General features: G+C 69.9%; 18 protein-coding genes. 7 read left to right on the top strand and 11 right to left on the bottom strand.

Annotation, left to right across the window (positions count from 1 at the left end):
* Nucleotides 1-81 precede the first annotated feature (81 nt).
* The 3 genes from ABZ880_RS27430 to ABZ880_RS27420 are packed head-to-tail and all read right to left on the bottom strand — an operon-like array spanning nucleotide 82 to nucleotide 2,740.
* Nucleotides 82-984, bottom strand: coding sequence for a metal ABC transporter permease (locus tag ABZ880_RS27430; RefSeq protein WP_361267648.1), 903 nt, complete (start codon nucleotides 982-984; stop codon nucleotides 82-84).
* A complete protein-coding gene (locus tag ABZ880_RS27425; RefSeq protein ID WP_361267646.1) occupies nucleotides 984-1,763 on the bottom strand; it encodes a metal ABC transporter ATP-binding protein in 780 nt (259 codons plus the stop codon). Before ABZ880_RS27425 ends, ABZ880_RS27430 begins: the two co-directional genes overlap by 1 nt.
* A 17-nt stretch (nucleotides 1,764-1,780) precedes the next feature.
* The gene (locus ABZ880_RS27420) at nucleotides 1,781-2,740 is read right to left on the bottom strand and encodes a zinc ABC transporter substrate-binding protein (RefSeq protein WP_361267644.1); all 960 of its coding nucleotides are present in this window, start codon (nucleotides 2,738-2,740) and stop codon (nucleotides 1,781-1,783) included.
* A 160-nt stretch (nucleotides 2,741-2,900) separates the two neighbouring features.
* Here ABZ880_RS27420 and ABZ880_RS27415 point away from each other — a divergent pair, with 160 nt between their 5' ends.
* Nucleotides 2,901-4,283 (top strand): glycine--tRNA ligase, encoded by a 1,383-nt coding sequence (locus ABZ880_RS27415; RefSeq protein ID WP_361267642.1) that lies wholly within the window; start codon nucleotides 2,901-2,903, stop codon nucleotides 4,281-4,283.
* A gap of 6 nt (nucleotides 4,284-4,289) precedes the next feature.
* Here the strand turns inward: ABZ880_RS27415 and ABZ880_RS27410 are convergent, their stop codons facing one another.
* On the bottom strand, nucleotides 4,290-5,024 hold the full coding sequence (locus ABZ880_RS27410; protein WP_361267640.1) for a hypothetical protein: 735 nt from the start codon (nucleotides 5,022-5,024) through the stop codon (nucleotides 4,290-4,292).
* Nucleotides 5,025-5,215: 191 nt separating this feature from the next.
* Here ABZ880_RS27410 and ABZ880_RS27405 point away from each other — a divergent pair, with 191 nt between their 5' ends.
* Nucleotides 5,216-5,827 (top strand): LysE family translocator, encoded by a 612-nt coding sequence (locus ABZ880_RS27405; RefSeq protein ID WP_361267638.1) that lies wholly within the window; start codon nucleotides 5,216-5,218, stop codon nucleotides 5,825-5,827.
* A 10-nt stretch (nucleotides 5,828-5,837) separates the two neighbouring features.
* Here the strand turns inward: ABZ880_RS27405 and ABZ880_RS27400 are convergent, their stop codons facing one another.
* Entirely contained in the window at nucleotides 5,838-6,884 is a 1,047-nt protein-coding gene (locus ABZ880_RS27400; protein WP_361267636.1) for a chitinase, read from the bottom strand.
* A 157-nt stretch (nucleotides 6,885-7,041) separates the two neighbouring features.
* Here ABZ880_RS27400 and ABZ880_RS27395 point away from each other — a divergent pair, with 157 nt between their 5' ends.
* Together ABZ880_RS27395 and ABZ880_RS27390 are read left to right on the top strand one after the other, a co-directional pair.
* Complete coding sequence (locus tag ABZ880_RS27395; RefSeq protein WP_361267634.1) at nucleotides 7,042-8,052, top strand: aldo/keto reductase; 1,011 nt, start codon at nucleotides 7,042-7,044, stop codon at nucleotides 8,050-8,052.
* A 25-nt stretch (nucleotides 8,053-8,077) separates the two neighbouring features.
* Nucleotides 8,078-8,668 carry a TetR family transcriptional regulator gene (locus ABZ880_RS27390; protein WP_361267632.1) on the top strand — a complete coding sequence of 197 codons (591 nt, stop codon included), beginning with the start codon at nucleotides 8,078-8,080 and terminating at the stop codon, nucleotides 8,666-8,668.
* A 13-nt stretch (nucleotides 8,669-8,681) separates the two neighbouring features.
* Here ABZ880_RS27390 and ABZ880_RS27385 read toward each other — a convergent pair whose 3' ends face one another.
* The 5 genes from ABZ880_RS27385 to ABZ880_RS27365 form a co-directional block, all read right to left on the bottom strand.
* A complete protein-coding gene (locus tag ABZ880_RS27385) occupies nucleotides 8,682-8,876 on the bottom strand; it encodes a hypothetical protein (RefSeq protein ID WP_361267630.1) in 195 nt (64 codons plus the stop codon).
* A gap of 88 nt (nucleotides 8,877-8,964) precedes the next feature.
* Entirely contained in the window at nucleotides 8,965-9,705 is a 741-nt protein-coding gene (locus ABZ880_RS27380; RefSeq protein WP_361267628.1) for a hypothetical protein, read from the bottom strand.
* A 44-nt stretch (nucleotides 9,706-9,749) separates the two neighbouring features.
* The gene (locus ABZ880_RS27375; protein WP_361267626.1) at nucleotides 9,750-10,898 is read right to left on the bottom strand and encodes a serine hydrolase domain-containing protein; all 1,149 of its coding nucleotides are present in this window, start codon (nucleotides 10,896-10,898) and stop codon (nucleotides 9,750-9,752) included.
* A 99-nt stretch (nucleotides 10,899-10,997) separates the two neighbouring features.
* On the bottom strand, nucleotides 10,998-11,204 hold the full coding sequence (locus ABZ880_RS27370) for a hypothetical protein (RefSeq protein ID WP_361267624.1): 207 nt from the start codon (nucleotides 11,202-11,204) through the stop codon (nucleotides 10,998-11,000).
* A 110-nt stretch (nucleotides 11,205-11,314) separates the two neighbouring features.
* On the bottom strand, nucleotides 11,315-12,760 hold the full coding sequence (locus ABZ880_RS27365) for an MFS transporter (protein ID WP_361267622.1): 1,446 nt from the start codon (nucleotides 12,758-12,760) through the stop codon (nucleotides 11,315-11,317).
* Nucleotides 12,761-12,861: 101 nt separating this feature from the next.
* On the opposite strand from ABZ880_RS27365, the gene ABZ880_RS27360 reads away from it, so the two are divergent.
* Complete coding sequence (locus tag ABZ880_RS27360) at nucleotides 12,862-13,740, top strand: helix-turn-helix transcriptional regulator (protein ID WP_361267620.1); 879 nt, start codon at nucleotides 12,862-12,864, stop codon at nucleotides 13,738-13,740.
* 89 nt (nucleotides 13,741-13,829) lie between these two features.
* Here ABZ880_RS27360 and ABZ880_RS27355 read toward each other — a convergent pair whose 3' ends face one another.
* A complete protein-coding gene (locus ABZ880_RS27355; RefSeq protein WP_361267618.1) occupies nucleotides 13,830-15,275 on the bottom strand; it encodes an MFS transporter in 1,446 nt (481 codons plus the stop codon).
* Nucleotides 15,276-15,340: 65 nt separating this feature from the next.
* Here ABZ880_RS27355 and dusB point away from each other — a divergent pair, with 65 nt between their 5' ends.
* The gene (dusB, locus tag ABZ880_RS27350) at nucleotides 15,341-16,483 is read left to right on the top strand and encodes a tRNA dihydrouridine synthase DusB (protein WP_361267616.1); all 1,143 of its coding nucleotides are present in this window, start codon (nucleotides 15,341-15,343) and stop codon (nucleotides 16,481-16,483) included.
* A 260-nt stretch (nucleotides 16,484-16,743) separates the two neighbouring features.
* Nucleotides 16,744-17,271 (top strand): hypothetical protein, encoded by a 528-nt coding sequence (locus tag ABZ880_RS27345; protein ID WP_361267614.1) that lies wholly within the window; start codon nucleotides 16,744-16,746, stop codon nucleotides 17,269-17,271.

Here is a 17,271-nt window from a genome sequence, read left to right as displayed (position 1 = left end):
CACCGGCGCGCCCCTGCGGCTCTCTCGCGCCTCTACGTCTGCGCCTTGCCGGGCCATTGTGCCAGTCCGCCCTGTGCGCAGTCAGACGCCGACCTTCCCCTCCGGGGCCCGGGCGGCCGGAATCGCACACTCCGCCGGGTCGCCGGCGGGTTGTGCGGCGGCTGCGGCGCGGGCGCGGCGGCGGGCCAGCGGGGCCGCGAGCGCGGTCAGCACGATGAACGCGGCGATGGTCAGCAGCACGATCGTCGCGCCGGGCGGGACGTCCTGGTAGTACGAGGTGACCGTGCCGCCGATGGTGACGGAGACCCCGATCGCCACCGCGATCGCGAAGGTCGCCGCGAAGCTGCGGCTCAGTTGCTGCGCCGCCGCCACGGGTACGACCATCAGGGCCGACACCAGCAGCAGGCCTACCACCCGCATCGCGACCGTCACCGTGACCGCCGCCGTGACCGCCGTGAGCAGGTTCAGGGCGCGCACCGGCAGGCCCGTGACCCGGGCGAACTCCTCGTCCTGGCTCACCGCGAACAGCTGGCGGCGCAGGCCGAGGGTGACCAGGACCACGAAGCCCGCGAGCAGGCAGATCGCCGTGACGTCCGACTCCGACACCGTCGACAGCGAGCCGAAGAGGTACGACGTCAGGTTGGCGTTGGAGCCGCCGGGCGCGAGGTTGATGAACATCACGCCGCCGGCCATACCGCCGTAGAAGAGCATCGCGAGGGCGATGTCGCCGCGGGTGCGGCCGTACCAGCGGATGAGTTCCATGAGCACCGCGCCGAGCACGGACACGAGGGTCGCCATCCAGACGGGGGACGCGGAGAGCAGGAAGCCGAGGCCGACGCCGGTCATCGCCACGTGGCCGATGCCGTCGCCCATCAGGGCCTGGCGGCGCTGGACGAGGTAGATGCCGATCGCCGGGGCCGTGATGCCGACGAGGACGGCGGCGAGCAGGGCCCGCTGCATGAAGGCGTAGTCGAGGAAGTCCATCAGCTCAGCAGTCCTGTGCGCAGGGGCTCGTTCTCGTGGGGGTGGACGTGGTCGTGGCCCGGCAGCGCGTGCTGGCCGACCGCCTGCGGGGGCGGCCCGTCGTGCAGCACACAGCCGTCGCGGAGGACCACCGCGCGGTCGATCAGGGGCTCCAGGGGCCCGAGTTCATGCAGGACGAGCAGCACGGTCGTGCCCTGCGCCACCTGCTCCCGCAGCGTCTGCGCCAGCACTTCCTGGCTGGCCAGGTCCACGCCCGCCATCGGCTCGTCCATGATCAGCAGTTCGGGTTCGGCGGCGAGCGCGCGGGCGATCAGTACGCGCTGGTGCTGGCCGCCGGAGAGGGCGTCGACGGAGTCCTTGGCCCGGTCCGCCATGCCGACCAGCTCCAGGGCCCGTCGTACGGCCGCGTGGTCCGCCTTGCGCAGCACGCCGAAGCGGGCCCGGGACAGGCGGCCGGACGAGACGATCTCGGTGACGGTGGCCGGGACGCCGCCGGCGGCCGTCGTGCGCTGCGGGACGTAGCCGACCCGCGCCCAGTCCCTGAACCGCCTCCGCTCCGTGCCGAACAGTTCGATCTCGCCCGCGGCGAGCGGCACTTGGCCGATGATGCTGCGGATCGCGGTCGACTTGCCGGAGCCGTTGGCGCCGAGCAGCGCGACGACCTCACCGCGGTTCACGGTGAGGTCGATTCCGCGCAGGACGGGGCGCGAGCCCAGGTCGGCACGTACGCCGCGCAGCGATATGACGGGCTCGGTTGCGGGCTCGCCCAAGGCGCCCATGTCGTCCTCCGTAAAGGTCATTTGGATCCCAGGGCCGTCCGCAGCGCCTTGAGGTTGGCCTCCTGGACCGCGAAGTAGTCCTGGCCGCGGGACTTGGCGGTGATGCCCTCGATCGGGTCGAGGACGTCCGTCTTCAGGCCGGCGTCGGAGGCGATGGTCTTCGCGGTCTTGTCGCTGACGAGCGTCTCGTAGAACACCGTGGTGACGCCGTCGGCCTTCGCCATCTTCTCAAGGCTCTTCACCCGGGCCGCGCTCGGCTCGGACTCGGGGTCGAGGCCGTTGATGGCCTCCTCGGTGAGGCCGTAGCGCTCGGCGAGGTAGCCGAAGGCGGCGTGCGTGGTGATGAAGACCTTGGACTTCGTGTTCGCCAGGCCGTCCTTGAACTGGGTGTTCAGGTCGTCGAGCTTCTTCACCAGGGCCGCGGTGTTCTTCTTGTAGTCGGCCGCGTGGTCGGGGTCGGCCTTCTCGAAGGCGGCGCCGACGCCCTTGGCGACCTGGGCGTACTTCACCGGGTCCAGCCAGATGTGGGGGTCCTTGCCGCCGGACTCCTCCTCGCCGTGCGAGTCGTCGTGCTCGGCCGCGTGCCCGCCGACCTCGTTGCCGTGCTCCTCGAGGGAGGTCAGGGAGGAGGCGTCGATCTTCGTCTTCACCTCGGACTGGGCCACGGCGTCGTCGACGGAGGGCTGGAGGTTCTTCAGGTAGAGCACCGCGTCCGACTCCTGGAGCTGCGCCGTCTGCCGGGCGCTGATCTCCAGGTCGTGCGGCTCCTGACCGGGCTCGGTCAGGCTTGTGACGTGCACGTGCTTGCCGCCGATCTGCTCGGCGAGGAAGGCCATCGGGTAGAACGAGGCGACGACGTCGAACTTGGCCGTGTTGCCGGCCGCGGCTGCTCCCGAGCAGGCGGAGAGGGTGGCCAGGCCGAGGGTGGTGACCGCGGCCGTGGCCACCGTGGGTATGAGGCGTCGTCGTACGTTCATGACAGTCATTTTCAACAAATATGGAAACCGTTGTCAACAAAGGTTTGACCAGGCACCGATTTGATTGAGGGGGAGCCCCCGCCGGTACCCTGAAGCATTCGCTCTGAAGCACTGCTCGAAGAGATGCTTCGTCGCCCGTCGTCGTAATGAAGAGAGCACCGTGGCCGCCGACAAGATCGACACCATCGTCAGCCTGAGCAAGCGCCGTGGCTTCGTATTCCCCTGCAGTGAGATCTACGGCGGTCAGCGCGCCGCCTGGGACTACGGGCCGCTGGGTGTCGAGCTCAAGGAGAACCTGAAGCGCCAGTGGTGGCGTTACATGGTGACGTCGCGCGAGGACGTGGTCGGTATCGACTCGTCCGTGATCCTGGCCCCCGAGGTCTGGGTCGCCTCCGGCCACGTCGCCACCTTCACGGACCCGCTCACCGAGTGCACCTCCTGTCACAAGCGGTTCCGCGCGGACCACCTGGAGGAGGCCTACGAGGCGAAGAAGGGCCACCTCCCGGAGAACGGCCTGGCGGACGTCAACTGCCCCAACTGTGGCAACAAGGGCCAGTTCACCGAGCCCAAGCAGTTCTCGGGTCTGCTCTCCACCCACCTGGGTCCGACGCAGGACAGCGGCTCCATCGCGTACCTGCGCCCCGAGACCGCCCAGGGCATCTTCACCAACTTCGCCCAGGTGCAGACCACTTCGCGCCGCAAGCCGCCGTTCGGCATCGCGCAGATGGGCAAGTCCTTCCGCAACGAGATCACGCCCGGCAACTTCATCTTCCGCACCCGCGAGTTCGAGCAGATGGAGATGGAGTTCTTCGTCAAGCCGGGCGAGGACGAGAAGTGGCAGGAGTACTGGATGGAGCAGCGCTGGAACTGGTACACCGGCCTGGGTCTGCGCGAGGAGAACATGCGGTGGTACGAGCACCCGAAGGAGAAGCTCTCCCACTACTCCAAGCGCACCGCTGACATCGAGTACCGCTTCCAGTTCGGCGGCAACGAGTGGGGCGAGCTGGAGGGTGTCGCCAACCGCACCGACTACGACCTCGGCGCGCACTCCAAGGCCTCCGGCCAGGACCTCTCCTACTTCGACCAGGAGGCCGGCGAGCGCTGGACTCCGTACGTCATCGAGCCGGCGGCCGGTGTCGGCCGGGCCATGCTCGCCTTCCTGCTCGACGCCTACGTCGAGGACGAGGCGCCGAACGCCAAGGGCAAGATGGAGAAGCGCACGGTGCTGCGCCTGGACCACCGCCTGGCCCCCGTGAAGGTCGCGGTCCTGCCCCTCTCCCGCAACCCCGAGCTGTCCCCGAAGGCCAAGGGCCTCGCCCAGGCGCTGCGCCAGAACTGGAACATCGAGTTCGACGACGCGGGCGCGATCGGCCGCCGCTACCGCCGCCAGGACGAGATCGGCACGCCGTACTGCGTGACGGTCGACTTCGACACGCTGGACGACAACGCGGTGACAGTGCGCGAGCGTGACTCGATGAAGCAGGAGCGCGTGTCGCTGGACCAGATCGAGGGTTACCTGGCCGGGCGCCTCGTCGGCGCCTAGGTCTCCTCAAACGCCGGACGGGCTGAGTCGGTCAGCCTGTCCGGCGTTCGCCATGTGCAGCTGGTCGTAGGTCTTGAAGGTGTACGTCGCCGACAACCTGATCGCGTTCCCGGTCGCCCTCGGGAGGCCGAGCCTGTGGTTGACGAGCCTGTTCAGCGGGCCGCAGCCGGTCGCCGCCGGGGCGGAGAAGGTGTCGTCGTAGGCGTCGAACCTGACGACCGGCGGGTTTTTCGAGACCCACTCCGAGTCGCCGGCGCGTTGCAGGCGCAGCTCGACGGGGGTGTCCCTGCCGACCGTGCAGTCATGCGGCAGCAGGGGGCTCTGGACGCGGAAGCGCATGGTGAACAGGCCCAGGCTGTTGCCGACGGAGTAGAAGTCGGACCGGCCGCCGTACTCGGGTTGCAGGGACAGGGACGGCAGGCTGCCGGGCACGCGCGTCGGTGCGCTGCGCAGGGCGCCGAAGATCTGTCCCTCGCTGCCGTCGGGCATGGGTCCCTCGGCGTGCGTGACGATCATCGGCGCCAGCTCGGGAAGGGTGCGGCTGCCGAGGGTCAACGAGCCCGTGGCGGTGAGGACTTCGCATTTCCACTGGGCCGCGTCGACACCGGCCGGGATCTCGGGGCAGTCACTGAAGTCGTACGTGGGCGTGGCCGGCTCGGCTGCGGCGGCGGGCAGGGCGGTCGCACCGGTGGCCGTGACGGCGGTGAGGGCGGCGAGGGCGAGGACGGCGGTGATCTTCATGTCACTCAGCGTGCCGTCACGGACACCCCTGCGGTAACGGGGAAGTCCCTTGCCTACCCCTGAGGCGACCCTGTTCCTTCCCCTGAGGCGTCCCTGACTGCATGTCGGGGGCATGCGGTGCGGCATTGGCCCCCGATAAGGGCGCGGCTTTGGACCTGTATCCCGAACCGCCGCGACCGCAGGGTGGCCCCATGAGCCTCGCCTTCCTCCTCACCACCCTCGTCGTCGTCGCCACGCCCGGCACCGGCGTCGTCTACACCCTCGCCGCCGGGCTCTCCCGGGGGCGGCGCGCGAGCGTCGTGGCGGCGTTCGCCTGCACGCTCGGGATCGTGCCGCATGTGGTGGCCGGCGTTACCGGGCTGGCCGCGCTGCTCAATGCCAGCGCGGCCGCCTTCCAGGTGCTGAAGTACGCCGGTGTCGCCTATCTGCTGTACATGGCGTGGGCCACGGTGCGGGACAAGGAGGCGATCGCCGTCGACGAGGAGGCCGCCCCGAGTTCCGCCGGCCGTGTCATCGTCCGCGGTGTGCTCGTCAACATCCTCAACCCGAAGCTGACGATCTTCTTCTTCGCGTTCCTGCCGCAGTTCGTGGACCCGTCCCAACCGCACGCGCTGCCACGGATGTTGGGGCTCAGCGGTGTGTTCATGCTGGCGACCTTCGTGGTGTTCGCCGGATACGGCATCCTCGCCGCCTCGGTCCGCAGCCACGTCACCTCACGGCCGCGGGTGATGGCGTGGCTGCGGCGGAGCTTCGCGGGGTCGTTCGTGGCGCTGGGCGCGAAGCTGGCGCTGACGGCCAGGTGAAACCCGGGCCTCAACGGCCCTGCAGGGACTTCACGTTGTCGCCGAACGTCCAGTTCTTCGAGCCGTCCCAGTTGATCGACCAGGTCATCAGGCCCTTGAGCGCGGTGCCGTAGTGCTTCCACGCCTGCGAGACCAGGCTCGGTGACATGTAGCCGCCGCCCGCGCCCGACTGCGCGGGCAGGCCCGGTACCTGCTTGTCGTACGGCACCTTGATCGTCGTACCCTGCACGACCAGGCCCTTGTTGAGGCAGTCGGTCTGGGCAGTGAAGCCCGCGACGGTGCCGGCCGAGTAGGAGTCGCCGGAGCAGCCGTACATGCTGCCGTTGTAGTACTGCATGTTCAGCCACCACAGACGGCCGTTGTCGGCGTACTTCTTGATGATCGGGAGGTACGCGCCCCAGATCGAGCCGTACGTGACGCTGCCGCCGGTGACGTAGGCCGTCTCCGGGGCCATGGTGAGGCCGAAGTTCGACGGCATGCGTGCCAGTACGCCGTCGATGATGCGGATCAAGTTGGCCTGGGACGTGGAGAGTTGGGTGATGTTCCCGCTGCCGACCAGGCCGGTCTCGATGTCTATGTCGATGCCGTCGAAGTTGTACTTCTTCAGGATCGGCACGATCGTCGCGACGAACCTGTCCGCCACTGCGGTGGAGTTGAGGTCGATGCCGGCCGTCGCGCCGCCGATCGACAGCAGGATGGTCCGGCCGGACGCCTTCGCCGCGCACATCTCCGCGGGCGTCGCCACCTTCACGCCCGAGTCCATGCCGTCCTCCCACAGGGCCGTGCCGTCCGAACGGATCACCGGGAAGGCCGCGTTGACGACGTTGTAGCCGTGGGCGGCGATACGGGAGTCGGTGATCGGGGTCCAGCCGAAGGGCGGGTGGACGCCGTTGGCGGAGCCGTCCCAGTTCTCCCAGTAGCCCTGGAGGACCTTGCCGGACGGCTTCGACTTCACGGCACAGGTGTCGGCCGCGGACGCGGAGGTGGCGACGGGCAGTTGGGCAAGGCAGGCGGTGGTCAGCGCGGCGGCGAGCAGGCGCAGGGCGCGGCGGAGCATACGGGCCTCCCGGTGGGGGTGCGGTGAGGTGTCGTAGCCATGACAGTGCTCTGGTCCAGACCTCTCGTCAATAGGTCTGGACCAGCAGGAAGGGATGCGTGGCGAAGTTGGAATGACAGATATTGAAATCTGTCAGCTGTCATGTCAGGGTGGAGGCATGACGATGCGAACCCGAAACCTCGGAACCACCGGCCCCCAGGTCTCCGCCCTCGGCCTCGGCTGCATGGGCATGTCGGGCATGTACGGCGACTCGGACCGCGCCGAGTCCATCGCCACCATCCATGCCGCCCTGGAGGCCGGCGTGACCCTGCTCGACACCGGCGACTTCTACGGCATGGGGCACAACGAACTGCTGATCGCCGAGGCCCTGCGCACCGCCCCGGCCCCCCTCCGGGAGAACGCGCTGACCAGCGTGAAGTTCGGCGCCCAGCGCGGTCCGGACGGCGAGTGGCTCGGCTACGACGCGCGGCCGGCCGCCGTGAAGACCTGGGCCACGTACTCCCTCCAGCGCCTCGGCGTCGACCACATCGACGTCTACCGCCCCGCCCGGCTCGACCCGAACGTGCCGATCGAGGAGACCGTCGGCGCGATCGCGGAGCTCGTCGAGAAGGGGTACGTCCGACACATCGGCCTGAGCGAGGTCGGCGCGGAGACCATCCGCCGGGCCGCCGCCACCGCCCCGATCGCCGACCTCCAGATCGAGTACGCGCTCATCTCCCGCGGCCCCGAGCGGGAGATCCTGCCCACCCTGCGCGAGCTGGGCATCTCCGTCACCGCGTACGGCGTGCTCTCCCGCGGGCTGATCTCCGGCCATGTCACGCCCGGTCAGCAGTACGCGGCGAACGACTTCCGCGCCCACTCGCCCCGCTTCCAGGGCGACAACCTCCAGCACAACCTCAGCCTGGTCGAGTCCCTGCGCAAGATCGCCGAGCAGAAGGGCGTCTCCGTCGCCCAGATCGCCATCGCCTGGGTGCTCTCCCGGGGCGAGGACATCGTGCCGCTGGTCGGCGCCAAGACCCGCGAGCGGCTCGGCGAGGCGCTCGGCGCCCTGGACGTGACCCTGGACCCGGCCGACCTCGCCGCCATCGAGGCCGCCGTACCGGCGGACGCGGCGGCCGGCGAGCGGTACGCGCCCGCGCAGATGGCCATGCTCGACAGCGAGCGCTGATCGCGGTGCCGGGTACCGTCTAGACATGCCACCGACCACCGAGACCCTGACCGCCGAGCGCATCCTCGCCGCCACCGAGGAAGTGCTGCGCCGCTACGGCCCGGCCAAGGCCACCGTGGTCGACGTGGCCCGCGCGCTCGGCGTCAGCCACGGCAGCGTCTACCGGCACTTCCGGACCAAGGCGGCGCTGCGGGAGGCGGTGACGAAGCAGTGGCTGGACCGTACGACGGAGCTGCTCGCCGGCATCACCGCCGACACCGGCCGGGACCCGGAGGCACGGGTGCGCGAGTGGCTCGCGGCACTCTTCGCGGCCAAGCGGCAGAAGGCGGGGATCGACCCGGAGCTGTTCGCCACGTACTCGGTCCTGGCCGTCGACGCGGGCGAGGTGGTCGCCGCCCACATCACCGAACTCACCGACCAGCTCACCGAGATCGTGCGCGCCGGCGTCGAGGCGGGCACCTTCACGGTCGGCGACCCGGCCTCCGCCGCCCTCGCCCTCTTCCAGGCCACGGGCCGCTTCCACGACCCGGGCTACGCCAAGGAGTGGGAACTGCCGGGCGTGGAGGCGGAGTTCGAGGCGGTGGTGGAGCTGCTGGTGCGGGGGCTGCGGGGCTAGTTCTCAGCGGTCCTCAGCGTTGCGGCATGAGCTGCACCCGGATGTCGTCCTCGTACGGCAGGACGATCGTCTGGTCCCGGCCGAGTCGCCACTGCGGGGTGACCAGGAACAGCCGTCCGCCGGACGCCAGCAGCAGCCGGAAGCACCGGTAGCGGTAGCGGTACTCTCGCGTGCTCTCCCCGGCCGTCCCGAGCCGGGTCGCCGTCACTCCCGTCGGCAGCCCCTCCAGCGGTTCCCTGGTGTCGACGACGACCTCTACTCCGCGGTGCTTCGGTCGGAAAGTCCCGCATCACCCGCTAGCAGTGGCACAGCAGGTCGACTACCACCGCTTCCGCGGGGAGGTCGTCGAGGTAGCTGTTGGTCCGGTCCCAGTAGCCGTCGGTCTGCGCGTCCGTCCAGGTGCCGTCGAGGGCGAGCAGGGCGAAGCCGGGTACGGCGCAGCGGACCGCCTCCTGCCGGGCACCGTCGTGTTCCTGCGCGAAGTACGCGATCGGGTCGGTGCGCAGGAACGACATGTCGAAGTGGGGGTCGCCCGCGACGGCCCGCTGCGCCACGTCCTGCACCAGCGGCTGGAGCAGATGCTCCCTCTTGGCGTCCGCCAAGGGGTAGCCGTCGGGATCGGACTCGTGGCGGGCGACGAAGTCGGTCAGCGGGCGGGCCGGGGGGTGCAGCGCGGTCAGCTCGTCCCAGGCGGCCCACAGGGCGTCGTACCGGTGTGCCGTCCGCCGGCGCATGGCGTCGAAGTCGAGCAGGCCCCGGGGGCCGCCGTAGCACTCCAGCGGCCCGAGGGGCGCGAGGTCGGCCTTTCTTCGCGGCACGGTGGCGGGTGTGACGAGTCTTCGGTCCCCGTCGTGTGCGGGCAGCACGAGGTAGGCGCTGCCCGGGCCGGCGCCGAGGGCCCACCAGTCCCACTCGCCGACCGGGTTCCAGTCGTCGGTGAGGTTGTGGTCGTACGGCGCCATGGCGGCGGCCACCGCTTCGGGAAGCTTCCGCGGCTTGGTCGGAGGCAGGCACACGGTGGTGATGAATTTGGTCATGCGCCGGATCGTAGAGTCGACTCGAACCGGTCCGCCGGGCAATTTCAGCCGCCCGCCACGCACCCCCAGAAGTCCCGCATCACCGGTGTCGGTGTCGGGTTCGTCATGCCCGCCTGGGTCAGCAGGATCGCCACCGTTCCCGTGGGCGGGATGATGTGGGCCGTGGTGCCGGTGCCGCCGACCCAGCCGTAGCGGCCTGGGACGTTCCAGGGGTCGGACGGGGTGACGTCGACCTGGCCGCCGTAGCCCCAGCCCTGGCCCTCCAGGAAGAGGGTGACGCTCTCGCGCTGCTCTGCCGTGAGGTGGTTGGTGGTCATGCGGCTGACCGAGGTGGCGGTCAGGAGCCGGTCGCCGGCCGGGGTGGCGCCCGCGTCGAGGAGCAGGCGGGCGAAGGACAGCCAGTCGTCGGCCGTGGAGGCCAGGCCACCGCCGCCCGAGTGGAATCGCGGAATGCTGCTCCACTCGCCGTCCGGGGCGTCCGCCAACTCCAGGGTGCCGTCCGGGGCCGGTGCGTAGAACGACGTGAAGCGGTGCCGTTTCGACTGCGGCACCTCGAACGCCGTGTCCTTCATGCCCAGCGGTTCGAAGAGCCGTTCCGCCAGGAAGTCGGGGAGCGTACGGCCCGACGCCCGCTCGATCAGGATGCCCTGCAGGTCGGACGAGGTGCCGTACAGCCAGGCCTCGCCCGGCTGGTACAGCATCGGCACCTGGGCGAGCAGGCCCAGCCAGGTGTCACGGTCCGGCCAGTCCTGCAGCGCCCGGCCGTCCTTCTGCACCGTGAACAGCGACTGCACCGCCGGGAGCGAGAAGTCGGAGGGAAAGCCCCAGCCGGTGCGGGAGCTGAGCAGGTCCTCGACCGTGATCGGGCGGATTGCGGGCACCACGTCGTCCACGGGGCCCGCCGGCGTCCGCACCACCATCGGCTTCGACAGCTCCGGGAGCCACTCCTCCACCGGGGACTCCAGCTCGAGTACGCCCTCCTCCACCAGCATCAGCACGGCGGCCGCCGCGATCGGCTTGGTGATGGACGCGATACGGAAGATCGAGTCCCTCGCCATCGGGGCGGTGTCGTCGGTGTCCACCGAGCCGACGGTCACCACCTCCACGTCGTCGCCGCGGGCCACGAGGGCCACGGCACCCGGCACGGTTCCTTCGTCGACGTGCCGTTGCAGGGTGTCGTACAGAGCGCTCATGGGGCGTCGCCTTCCGGTGCGATGGCTTTGCGTCGTACGGCATACGACTCCCGGTGCGACGGAAAGTCATCGCACCGACCGGAGAGGCCGGCGGAAGTCCTATGCGTCCGCCGGGTCCACCGTCGCCTGATGCGCCTCCGCCAAGTGCTCCTCCGCCTTCAGCCAGGGCAGGAACTGCGCGCTCTTGCGCCAGCCGCACGTGTCACATCTGATCGTGCGCTGCACTCCCGCACGCTGCACCCGGACGACGTGCTCCCGCCCGTGCTGGTCCCAGCGGCTCACCTTGCTCGTGTTGATCTCCAGCATGATGTCTCGCCTCCGGCACAGGAGTGTGCAGCAAGACCAACATCAACAGGGAGTTCTGCGCGGCGAGTTGACCAAGCCGTGGCCGATCCCACACCCCGGACCCACACGCTTCAGCCGATGGTGCGCGGCAGACGCAGGCTCAGCAGGCCGGTCAGGGCGATGCAGCCCAGCTGGGTCAGCAGGGTGATGACCAGGGCGTTCTGCATGCCCGTCCCGGGCACGAGGGAGAGGAAGAGGGTGCCCAGGGCGGCGACGCCGAGGGCGAGGGCCGACTGCTGGGTCGTCATCATCACGCCGCTGCCGACGCCTGCCCGGACGGGCTCGACCTCGGAGAGCACCACCCGGTAGATGATGGGGAGTTGGAGCGCCTGGCCGCCGCCGGCGAACACCGCGCCCGGGAGCAGTTCGACCAGGCCGATGTCCGGCCAGGACCGCCAGGCCGCCAGTGCCATCAGGCCGATGCCGATTCCCTGGAACAGGGCACCCGCGGTCACCACCCGGGTGCCGTACCGGGCGACCAGGCGGGGTCCGGCGAGCGATACGAGGAAGAAGACCCCGGCCATGGGGGCGAGTGCCAGGCCCGCCTGGACCGGACCGAGCCCGGCACCGCGCTGCAGCGCCACCGCGATCACGAACATGAAGCCGCTGAAGCCGACGGAGAAGGGCAGGATCATCACCAGTCCGCGGCGCAGTGACGTGAGCGCGAACAGGCTCGGCGGGACGAGCGGCGTACGGCCCTGGCGGTCGGCCCGGCGCTCGACGGCGTAGAACGCTGCCACCAGGAACGGGAACGCCGCCAGCGACAGCCACGTCCACAGCGGCCAGCCCGCCGAACGGCCCTCGGCGAGCGGGGCCAGCAGCGCGAGAAGGGCCGCGGTGAGCAGGACGGTGCCGGGTCCGTCGACCGGTTCGGGGTGCTGGGAGCGGGTCTCCGGTACGGCGCGGGTCGCGAGGATCAGACCTACGACGACCACGGGGACGTTCACCAGGAAGACCGAGCGCCAGCCGGTGCCGGCGCCGAAAAGAAAAGACAAAGGTGTCGCGGCGACCAGGATCCCGCCGAGGATCTGCCCGGCGACCATGGACAGGCCGGCCGTCGCGCCGTACAGGCCCATGGCCTTCGCCCGGCGCGGGCCCGCCGTGGCCGCCTGGATGGTGGCGAGGACCTGCGGCAGCATCGCGGCGGACGCGGCGCCCTGGGCGACCCGGGCCACCACCAGCGTCCAGGCGGTGGGCGCCAGGCCGCACGCCAGCGAGGTCAGGCCGAAGGCCGCCATGCCGCCGAGGAAGAACCGCCGGCGCCCGAACAGGTCGCCCAGCCGCCCGCCGAGGACGAGCAGGACGGCGTACGCCAAGCCGTAACCGGCGACGACGAGTTCGAGCACGGACTCGCTCGCGTGCAGGTCGTTGCCGATGGTCGGCAGGGCGACGTTGACGATGAAGAAGTCGATGAGAGGGAGTGCCGCCGCCAGCAGCACGGTGAAGAGCCCGATGCCGCCGAGCGAGGGTGTCCCGGCCGGTGGTCGGTGGGTGTGTGGAGCGATGGTTTCGGTCACGTCATCGAGGCTGCGCCTGTTCCCAGCGTGGTACCAGAGTCTTCTTATCCTGGTAGAAGGAGTACCTGGAAACAGGTTCAGGCGGGCGGCAGGCTGGAGGCATGACGACCATGGCCCAGGAGACGACGGCCCCGCGCACGCGCGACGCGGGCGCCGAGGTGCGGCGCCACGAACTGGCGGCCTTCCTGCGCAGCCGCCGCGAGCGCATCACCCCGGAGGAGGTCGGCCTCCCGCGCGGCCGCCGGCGCCGCACGCCCGGGCTGCGCCGCGAGGAGGTCGCCCAGCTCGCCGCGGTCGGCGTCACCTGGTACACGTGGCTGGAACAGGCCCGCGACATCCAGGTCTCCGTCCAGGTCCTGGACGCCCTGGCCCGCACGCTGTTCCTCGACGCCACCGAGCGCGCCCACCTCTTCCAGCTGGCCGGCGCGGTCGATCCGACACCGGCCCTGACCTGCCCCTCGGTGACGCCCGCGCTGCGGGCCATGCTGGAGCGGCTGGAGCCGTACGCCGCGAGCATCCAGAACAGCCGCTACGACATCCTCGCCCACAACCGCACGCTCGGACTGCTGCTGTGCGACCTGGAGACGGTGCCGCCCGAGGACCGCAACTGCATCCTGCTGTCCTACGTCAACGAGGAGTGGCGCAACTCGATCGTGCACCTGGAGGAGACGCGGCGGCTGATGGCCGCGCGGTTCCGCGCCGCGATGGCCGGGCATCTGGGGGAGCCGGCTTGGAAGTTGCTGCTGAAGAGGCTGCGCCAGTATCCGGAGTTCTGCGAGGCCTGGGAGCGACACGAGGTGGTCGTCCAGCACAGCAAGCGCAAGGAGTTCCTCAACCGGCTGGTGGGGCGGGTGGTCGTGGACCAGTCGGAGCTTTGGCTGGGGCCGGAGGTCGGGTCGCGGATGGTGACGTATGTTCCGGCGGACGAGGAGTCGAGGGTGAAGCTGGAGAAGCTGCACGAAATAGCGTTGGCGAGGTAGGAAATAGCGTTGGCGAGGTAGAGCGGCTGTGTCTCTTGAGGGGCGCGGGGAACTGCGCGACCAGTCCCCACCGACCGGCAGTCGCCAACCTACGCGCTGACCCCGGTGGGCTGGCGCACCTCGTCCGACTCGAGCTTGTCGGCCGTCCGCTCAGCCGTCCTGCGAGCCCAACGCCCACTGGTCAACGCGCCCAGCACGAGCACCGCGACTCCGCACCCGACGAGGATCCACCACCCGGGCACGGAAGCCGACACGAACACTTCCTTGTACGAGGATGCCCCGATCCCGGATGCGAGCACCGACCCCACCACCGCGACACCGAGTGTCTGCCCGAGCTGTCGGCTCGTAGAGGCGACGGCAGCCGCAACTCCCGCCTGAGCCCGCGGCATCCCCGACACGGCCGTATTCGTGATCGGCGCGTTCACGAACCCGAACCCGACGCCGAACAGGACGTACCCGAGCATCAGCGTCCCGTCGGAGGTCTCCGCGTCGAACGCCGCGAACAGCACCGCGCTCGTGGTCATCGCCACCCCCGCGATCACCAGCGACAGCCGGGGCCCCCGGGTTCCGACCAGCCGTCCCGACAGCGGCGCGCACAGAAACGTCGGCACAGCCATCGGGAGCATCCACAGACCGGCGTGCAGCGCGCTCAGCCCCCGTACGTTCTGCAGATACAGCGTCGACAGGAACAGGAACCCGCCCAGCGCCGCGAACGCGCTGATCGCGATCACCGTCGCCCCGCTGAACGGCGCCGAACGGAAGAACCGCAGGTCGATGAGGGGTTCGTCGCGACGGGGCTCGTACCACAGCAGTCCCACCAGCGCGGCCAGCGCCACGGCGGCGTAGGGGAGGATCGAGGCGGCACCGGAGTTCGGAAGCTCGATTATCGCGTACGTCAGTGAGCCGAACAGGGCGATGACCAGCACCTGGCCGACCGGATCCGGGCGGCGGGCGCGCTCGGCGCGGGACTCGGGGACGTAGCGGAGGGTGAGCAGGAGCGCGGCCAGGCCCACCGGCAGGTTGATCCAGAAGATCGAGCGCCAGCCGACCGACTCCACCAGCAGGCCGCCGACCAGTGGGCCCGCGGCCATCGAGATGCCGACCACCGCGCCCCACACGCCGATCGCCCGGGCCCGCTCGCGCGCGTCCGTGAAGGTGTTCGTGATGATCGACATGGCGACCGGGTTGAGCATCGAGCCGCCGACCGCCTGGACCATGCGGAACGCGATCAGCGAGTCGAGGTTCGGGGCGAGGGAGCACAGCAGTGAGCCGATGCCGAACACGACCAGGCCGGCCATGAAGACGCGCTTGCGGCCGATGCGGTCGGCCGTGGAGCCGGCGAGCATCAGCAGCGACGCCAGCACCAGGGTGTAGGCGTCGATCGTCCATTGCAGTCCCGCCGTGCTGGCGTGCAGCTCCCGCTGCATGGACGGCAGGGCGACGTTCAGGACGGTGTTGTCGAGGCTCACGATCAGCAGGCTCATGCAGCAGATCGCGAGGACGAGGAGTCGTCGGCGTTGGCTGAGCTCGGGCATGTGTGAATAGTACGCCTAACTAATGAATTTGGCTGCACCCCGGTCCGGTACGTGAGAATGGGGGAATGCCCACGACCGCCTCGGCCCTGCAGATCGGCCCGCACACCGTCCAGCCGCCCGTCGTCCTGGCTCCCATGGCCGGGATCACCAATGCGCCCTTTCGCACGTTGTGCAGGGAGTTCAGTGGCGGCAAGGGGCTGTTCGTGAGCGAGATGATCACGACTCGGGCGCTGGTCGAGCGCAACGAGAAGACCATGCAGCTGATCCACTTCGACGCGAGTGAGAAGCCTCGGTCGATTCAGCTCTACGGCGTCGATCCGGCGACCGTCGGCAAGGCCGTCCGCATGATCGCGGAGGAGGGGCTGGCCGATCACATCGATCTGAACTTCGGCTGCCCGGTGCCGAAGGTCACGCGGAAGGGCGGGGGGTCTGCGCTGCCGTACAAGCGGAATCTGTTGCGGGCGATTCTGCGGGAGGCGGTGTCCGGGGCCGGGGACCTTCCCGTGACGATGAAGATGCGCAAGGGCATCGACGACGATCACATCACCTATCTCGACGCCGGGCGTATCGCGGTGGAGGAGGGTGTCACGGCGATTGCGCTTCATGGGCGTACGGCTGCGCAGCACTACGGCGGTACGGCGGACTGGGATGCCATTGCCCGGCTGAAGGAGCATGTGCCGGAGATTCCGGTGCTGGGCAATGGGGACATCTGGGCGGCGGAGGATGCGCTGCGGATGGTGCGGGAGACCGGGTGCGACGGGGTGGTGGTCGGGCGCGGGTGTCTGGGGCGGCCGTGGCTGTTCTCGGATCTGGTGGCGGCGTTCGAGGGTCGTACGGAGGACATCGCGCGTCCGTCGCTGCGGGAGGTCGCCGATGTCATGGTTCGGCACGCCACTCTGCTCGGTGAGTGGATCGGTGACGAGTCCAAGGGTGTTGTGGACTTCCGCAAGCACGTGGCCTGGTATCTGAAGGGCTTTGCGGTGGGCTCGGAGATGCGCAAGCGTCTTGCGATCACCTCGTCTCTGGCGGAACTGCGGGCTGGGCTGGATGAGTTGGACCTCGATCAGCCTTGGCCTGTTGGTGCGGACGGTCCTCGGGGGCGTACGTCCGGCAACAACAGGGTTGTGCTGCCGGACGGGTGGCTGAAGGATCCGTACGACTGTGCGGGCATCGGTGAGGATGCGGAGCTGGACACGTCCGGGGGCTGAGGTGGGATGCCTGCGGCGGCCTGCGCGGGATCGGTGGGGGTGCGCGTAGCGCCTTGCCGTGTGTTGTGGGGCGGGGCCGGGGCGGGGGGTGTCCGTCCTCGGTCCGGCGGTGCTGGTGGTGGGGCTGTGCTGTGTCGTGACGCCGGCCGCTGCGGGCGGACACCCCCCGCCCCGTCCCCTTTCCGCCGTACGCGGCTTGCGGGCTTCGTGCGGCTGAGGCGCCCTCGACAGCTTCCGGTCCTGGTCCGACACTGATCGGCATGGGGGACAGTGCGGTGTGGGTTGCGGCCCTCACCGGTGGTACGGCGGTGCTCGCCAGCTGGGTGACCAATCTCGGGAACGTGCGGGCTGCCCGGGCGCAGGCGGAGGCTTCCGCGCTGGCCCAACAGCGCGGTCGGGTGCGGGAGTTGCGGCGGGCCGCCTATCTGGACGTGATGGAACAGGCGCACGTCACCGGGGAGCTGTACTGGCGGGTGGGTGACGTGTACGCCCAACTTGACGATCCCGAACAGGTACTTGCGCGCGTCCAGGGACTTCGGGTCGAACTGCGCAATGCCTACGACCCCTTGATGCGCAGCGTCCGGGTCGTCGTACTGGAGGGGCCGGAGGGTACCGCCGACGCGGCCGAGGTCGTGTTGCGGGCGGCGGCCGAGGCGAACCGGGCCTTGTGGCGGGTCGCGCTCGGTGAACCCGGCGCGCGCGACCGCTTCGACGAGGCGCAGGCGGCTTACCTTCGGTGCCTGAAGCTGTTCGTCGAAGTGGCGCGCGCGGCGATGAGCGCCTCGTAG

Origin of the sequence: Streptomyces sp. NPDC047043 (genome assembly GCF_040644055.1) — a bacterium.
Taxonomy (GTDB): domain Bacteria; phylum Actinomycetota; class Actinomycetes; order Streptomycetales; family Streptomycetaceae; genus Streptomyces.
This window is presented reverse-complemented; position numbering and strand designations above follow the sequence as displayed.

Excerpts from the sequence above, each read along its gene's own strand:
- ABZ880_RS27430 (WP_361267648.1), bottom strand. The coding sequence starts at position 984 with ATGGACTTCCTCGACTACGCCTTCATGCAGCGGGCCCTGCTCGCCGCC.
- ABZ880_RS27425 (WP_361267646.1), bottom strand. The coding sequence starts at position 1,763 with ATGGGCGCCTTGGGCGAGCCCGCAACCGAGCCCGTCATATCGCTGCGC.
- ABZ880_RS27420 (WP_361267644.1), bottom strand. The coding sequence starts at position 2,740 with ATGAACGTACGACGACGCCTCATACCCACGGTGGCCACGGCCGCGGTC.
- ABZ880_RS27410 (WP_361267640.1), bottom strand. The coding sequence starts at position 5,024 with ATGAAGATCACCGCCGTCCTCGCCCTCGCCGCCCTCACCGCCGTCACG.
- ABZ880_RS27405 (WP_361267638.1), top strand. The coding sequence starts at position 5,216 with ATGAGCCTCGCCTTCCTCCTCACCACCCTCGTCGTCGTCGCCACGCCC.
- ABZ880_RS27400 (WP_361267636.1), bottom strand. The coding sequence starts at position 6,884 with ATGCTCCGCCGCGCCCTGCGCCTGCTCGCCGCCGCGCTGACCACCGCC.
- ABZ880_RS27395 (WP_361267634.1), top strand. The coding sequence starts at position 7,042 with ATGACGATGCGAACCCGAAACCTCGGAACCACCGGCCCCCAGGTCTCC.
- ABZ880_RS27390 (WP_361267632.1), top strand. The coding sequence starts at position 8,078 with ATGCCACCGACCACCGAGACCCTGACCGCCGAGCGCATCCTCGCCGCC.
- ABZ880_RS27380 (WP_361267628.1), bottom strand. The coding sequence starts at position 9,705 with ATGACCAAATTCATCACCACCGTGTGCCTGCCTCCGACCAAGCCGCGG.
- ABZ880_RS27375 (WP_361267626.1), bottom strand. The coding sequence starts at position 10,898 with ATGAGCGCTCTGTACGACACCCTGCAACGGCACGTCGACGAAGGAACC.
- ABZ880_RS27370 (WP_361267624.1), bottom strand. The coding sequence starts at position 11,204 with ATGCTGGAGATCAACACGAGCAAGGTGAGCCGCTGGGACCAGCACGGG.
- ABZ880_RS27360 (WP_361267620.1), top strand. The coding sequence starts at position 12,862 with ATGACGACCATGGCCCAGGAGACGACGGCCCCGCGCACGCGCGACGCG.
- ABZ880_RS27355 (WP_361267618.1), bottom strand. The coding sequence starts at position 15,275 with ATGCCCGAGCTCAGCCAACGCCGACGACTCCTCGTCCTCGCGATCTGC.
- dusB (WP_361267616.1), top strand. The coding sequence starts at position 15,341 with ATGCCCACGACCGCCTCGGCCCTGCAGATCGGCCCGCACACCGTCCAG.
- ABZ880_RS27345 (WP_361267614.1), top strand. The coding sequence starts at position 16,744 with ATGGGGGACAGTGCGGTGTGGGTTGCGGCCCTCACCGGTGGTACGGCG.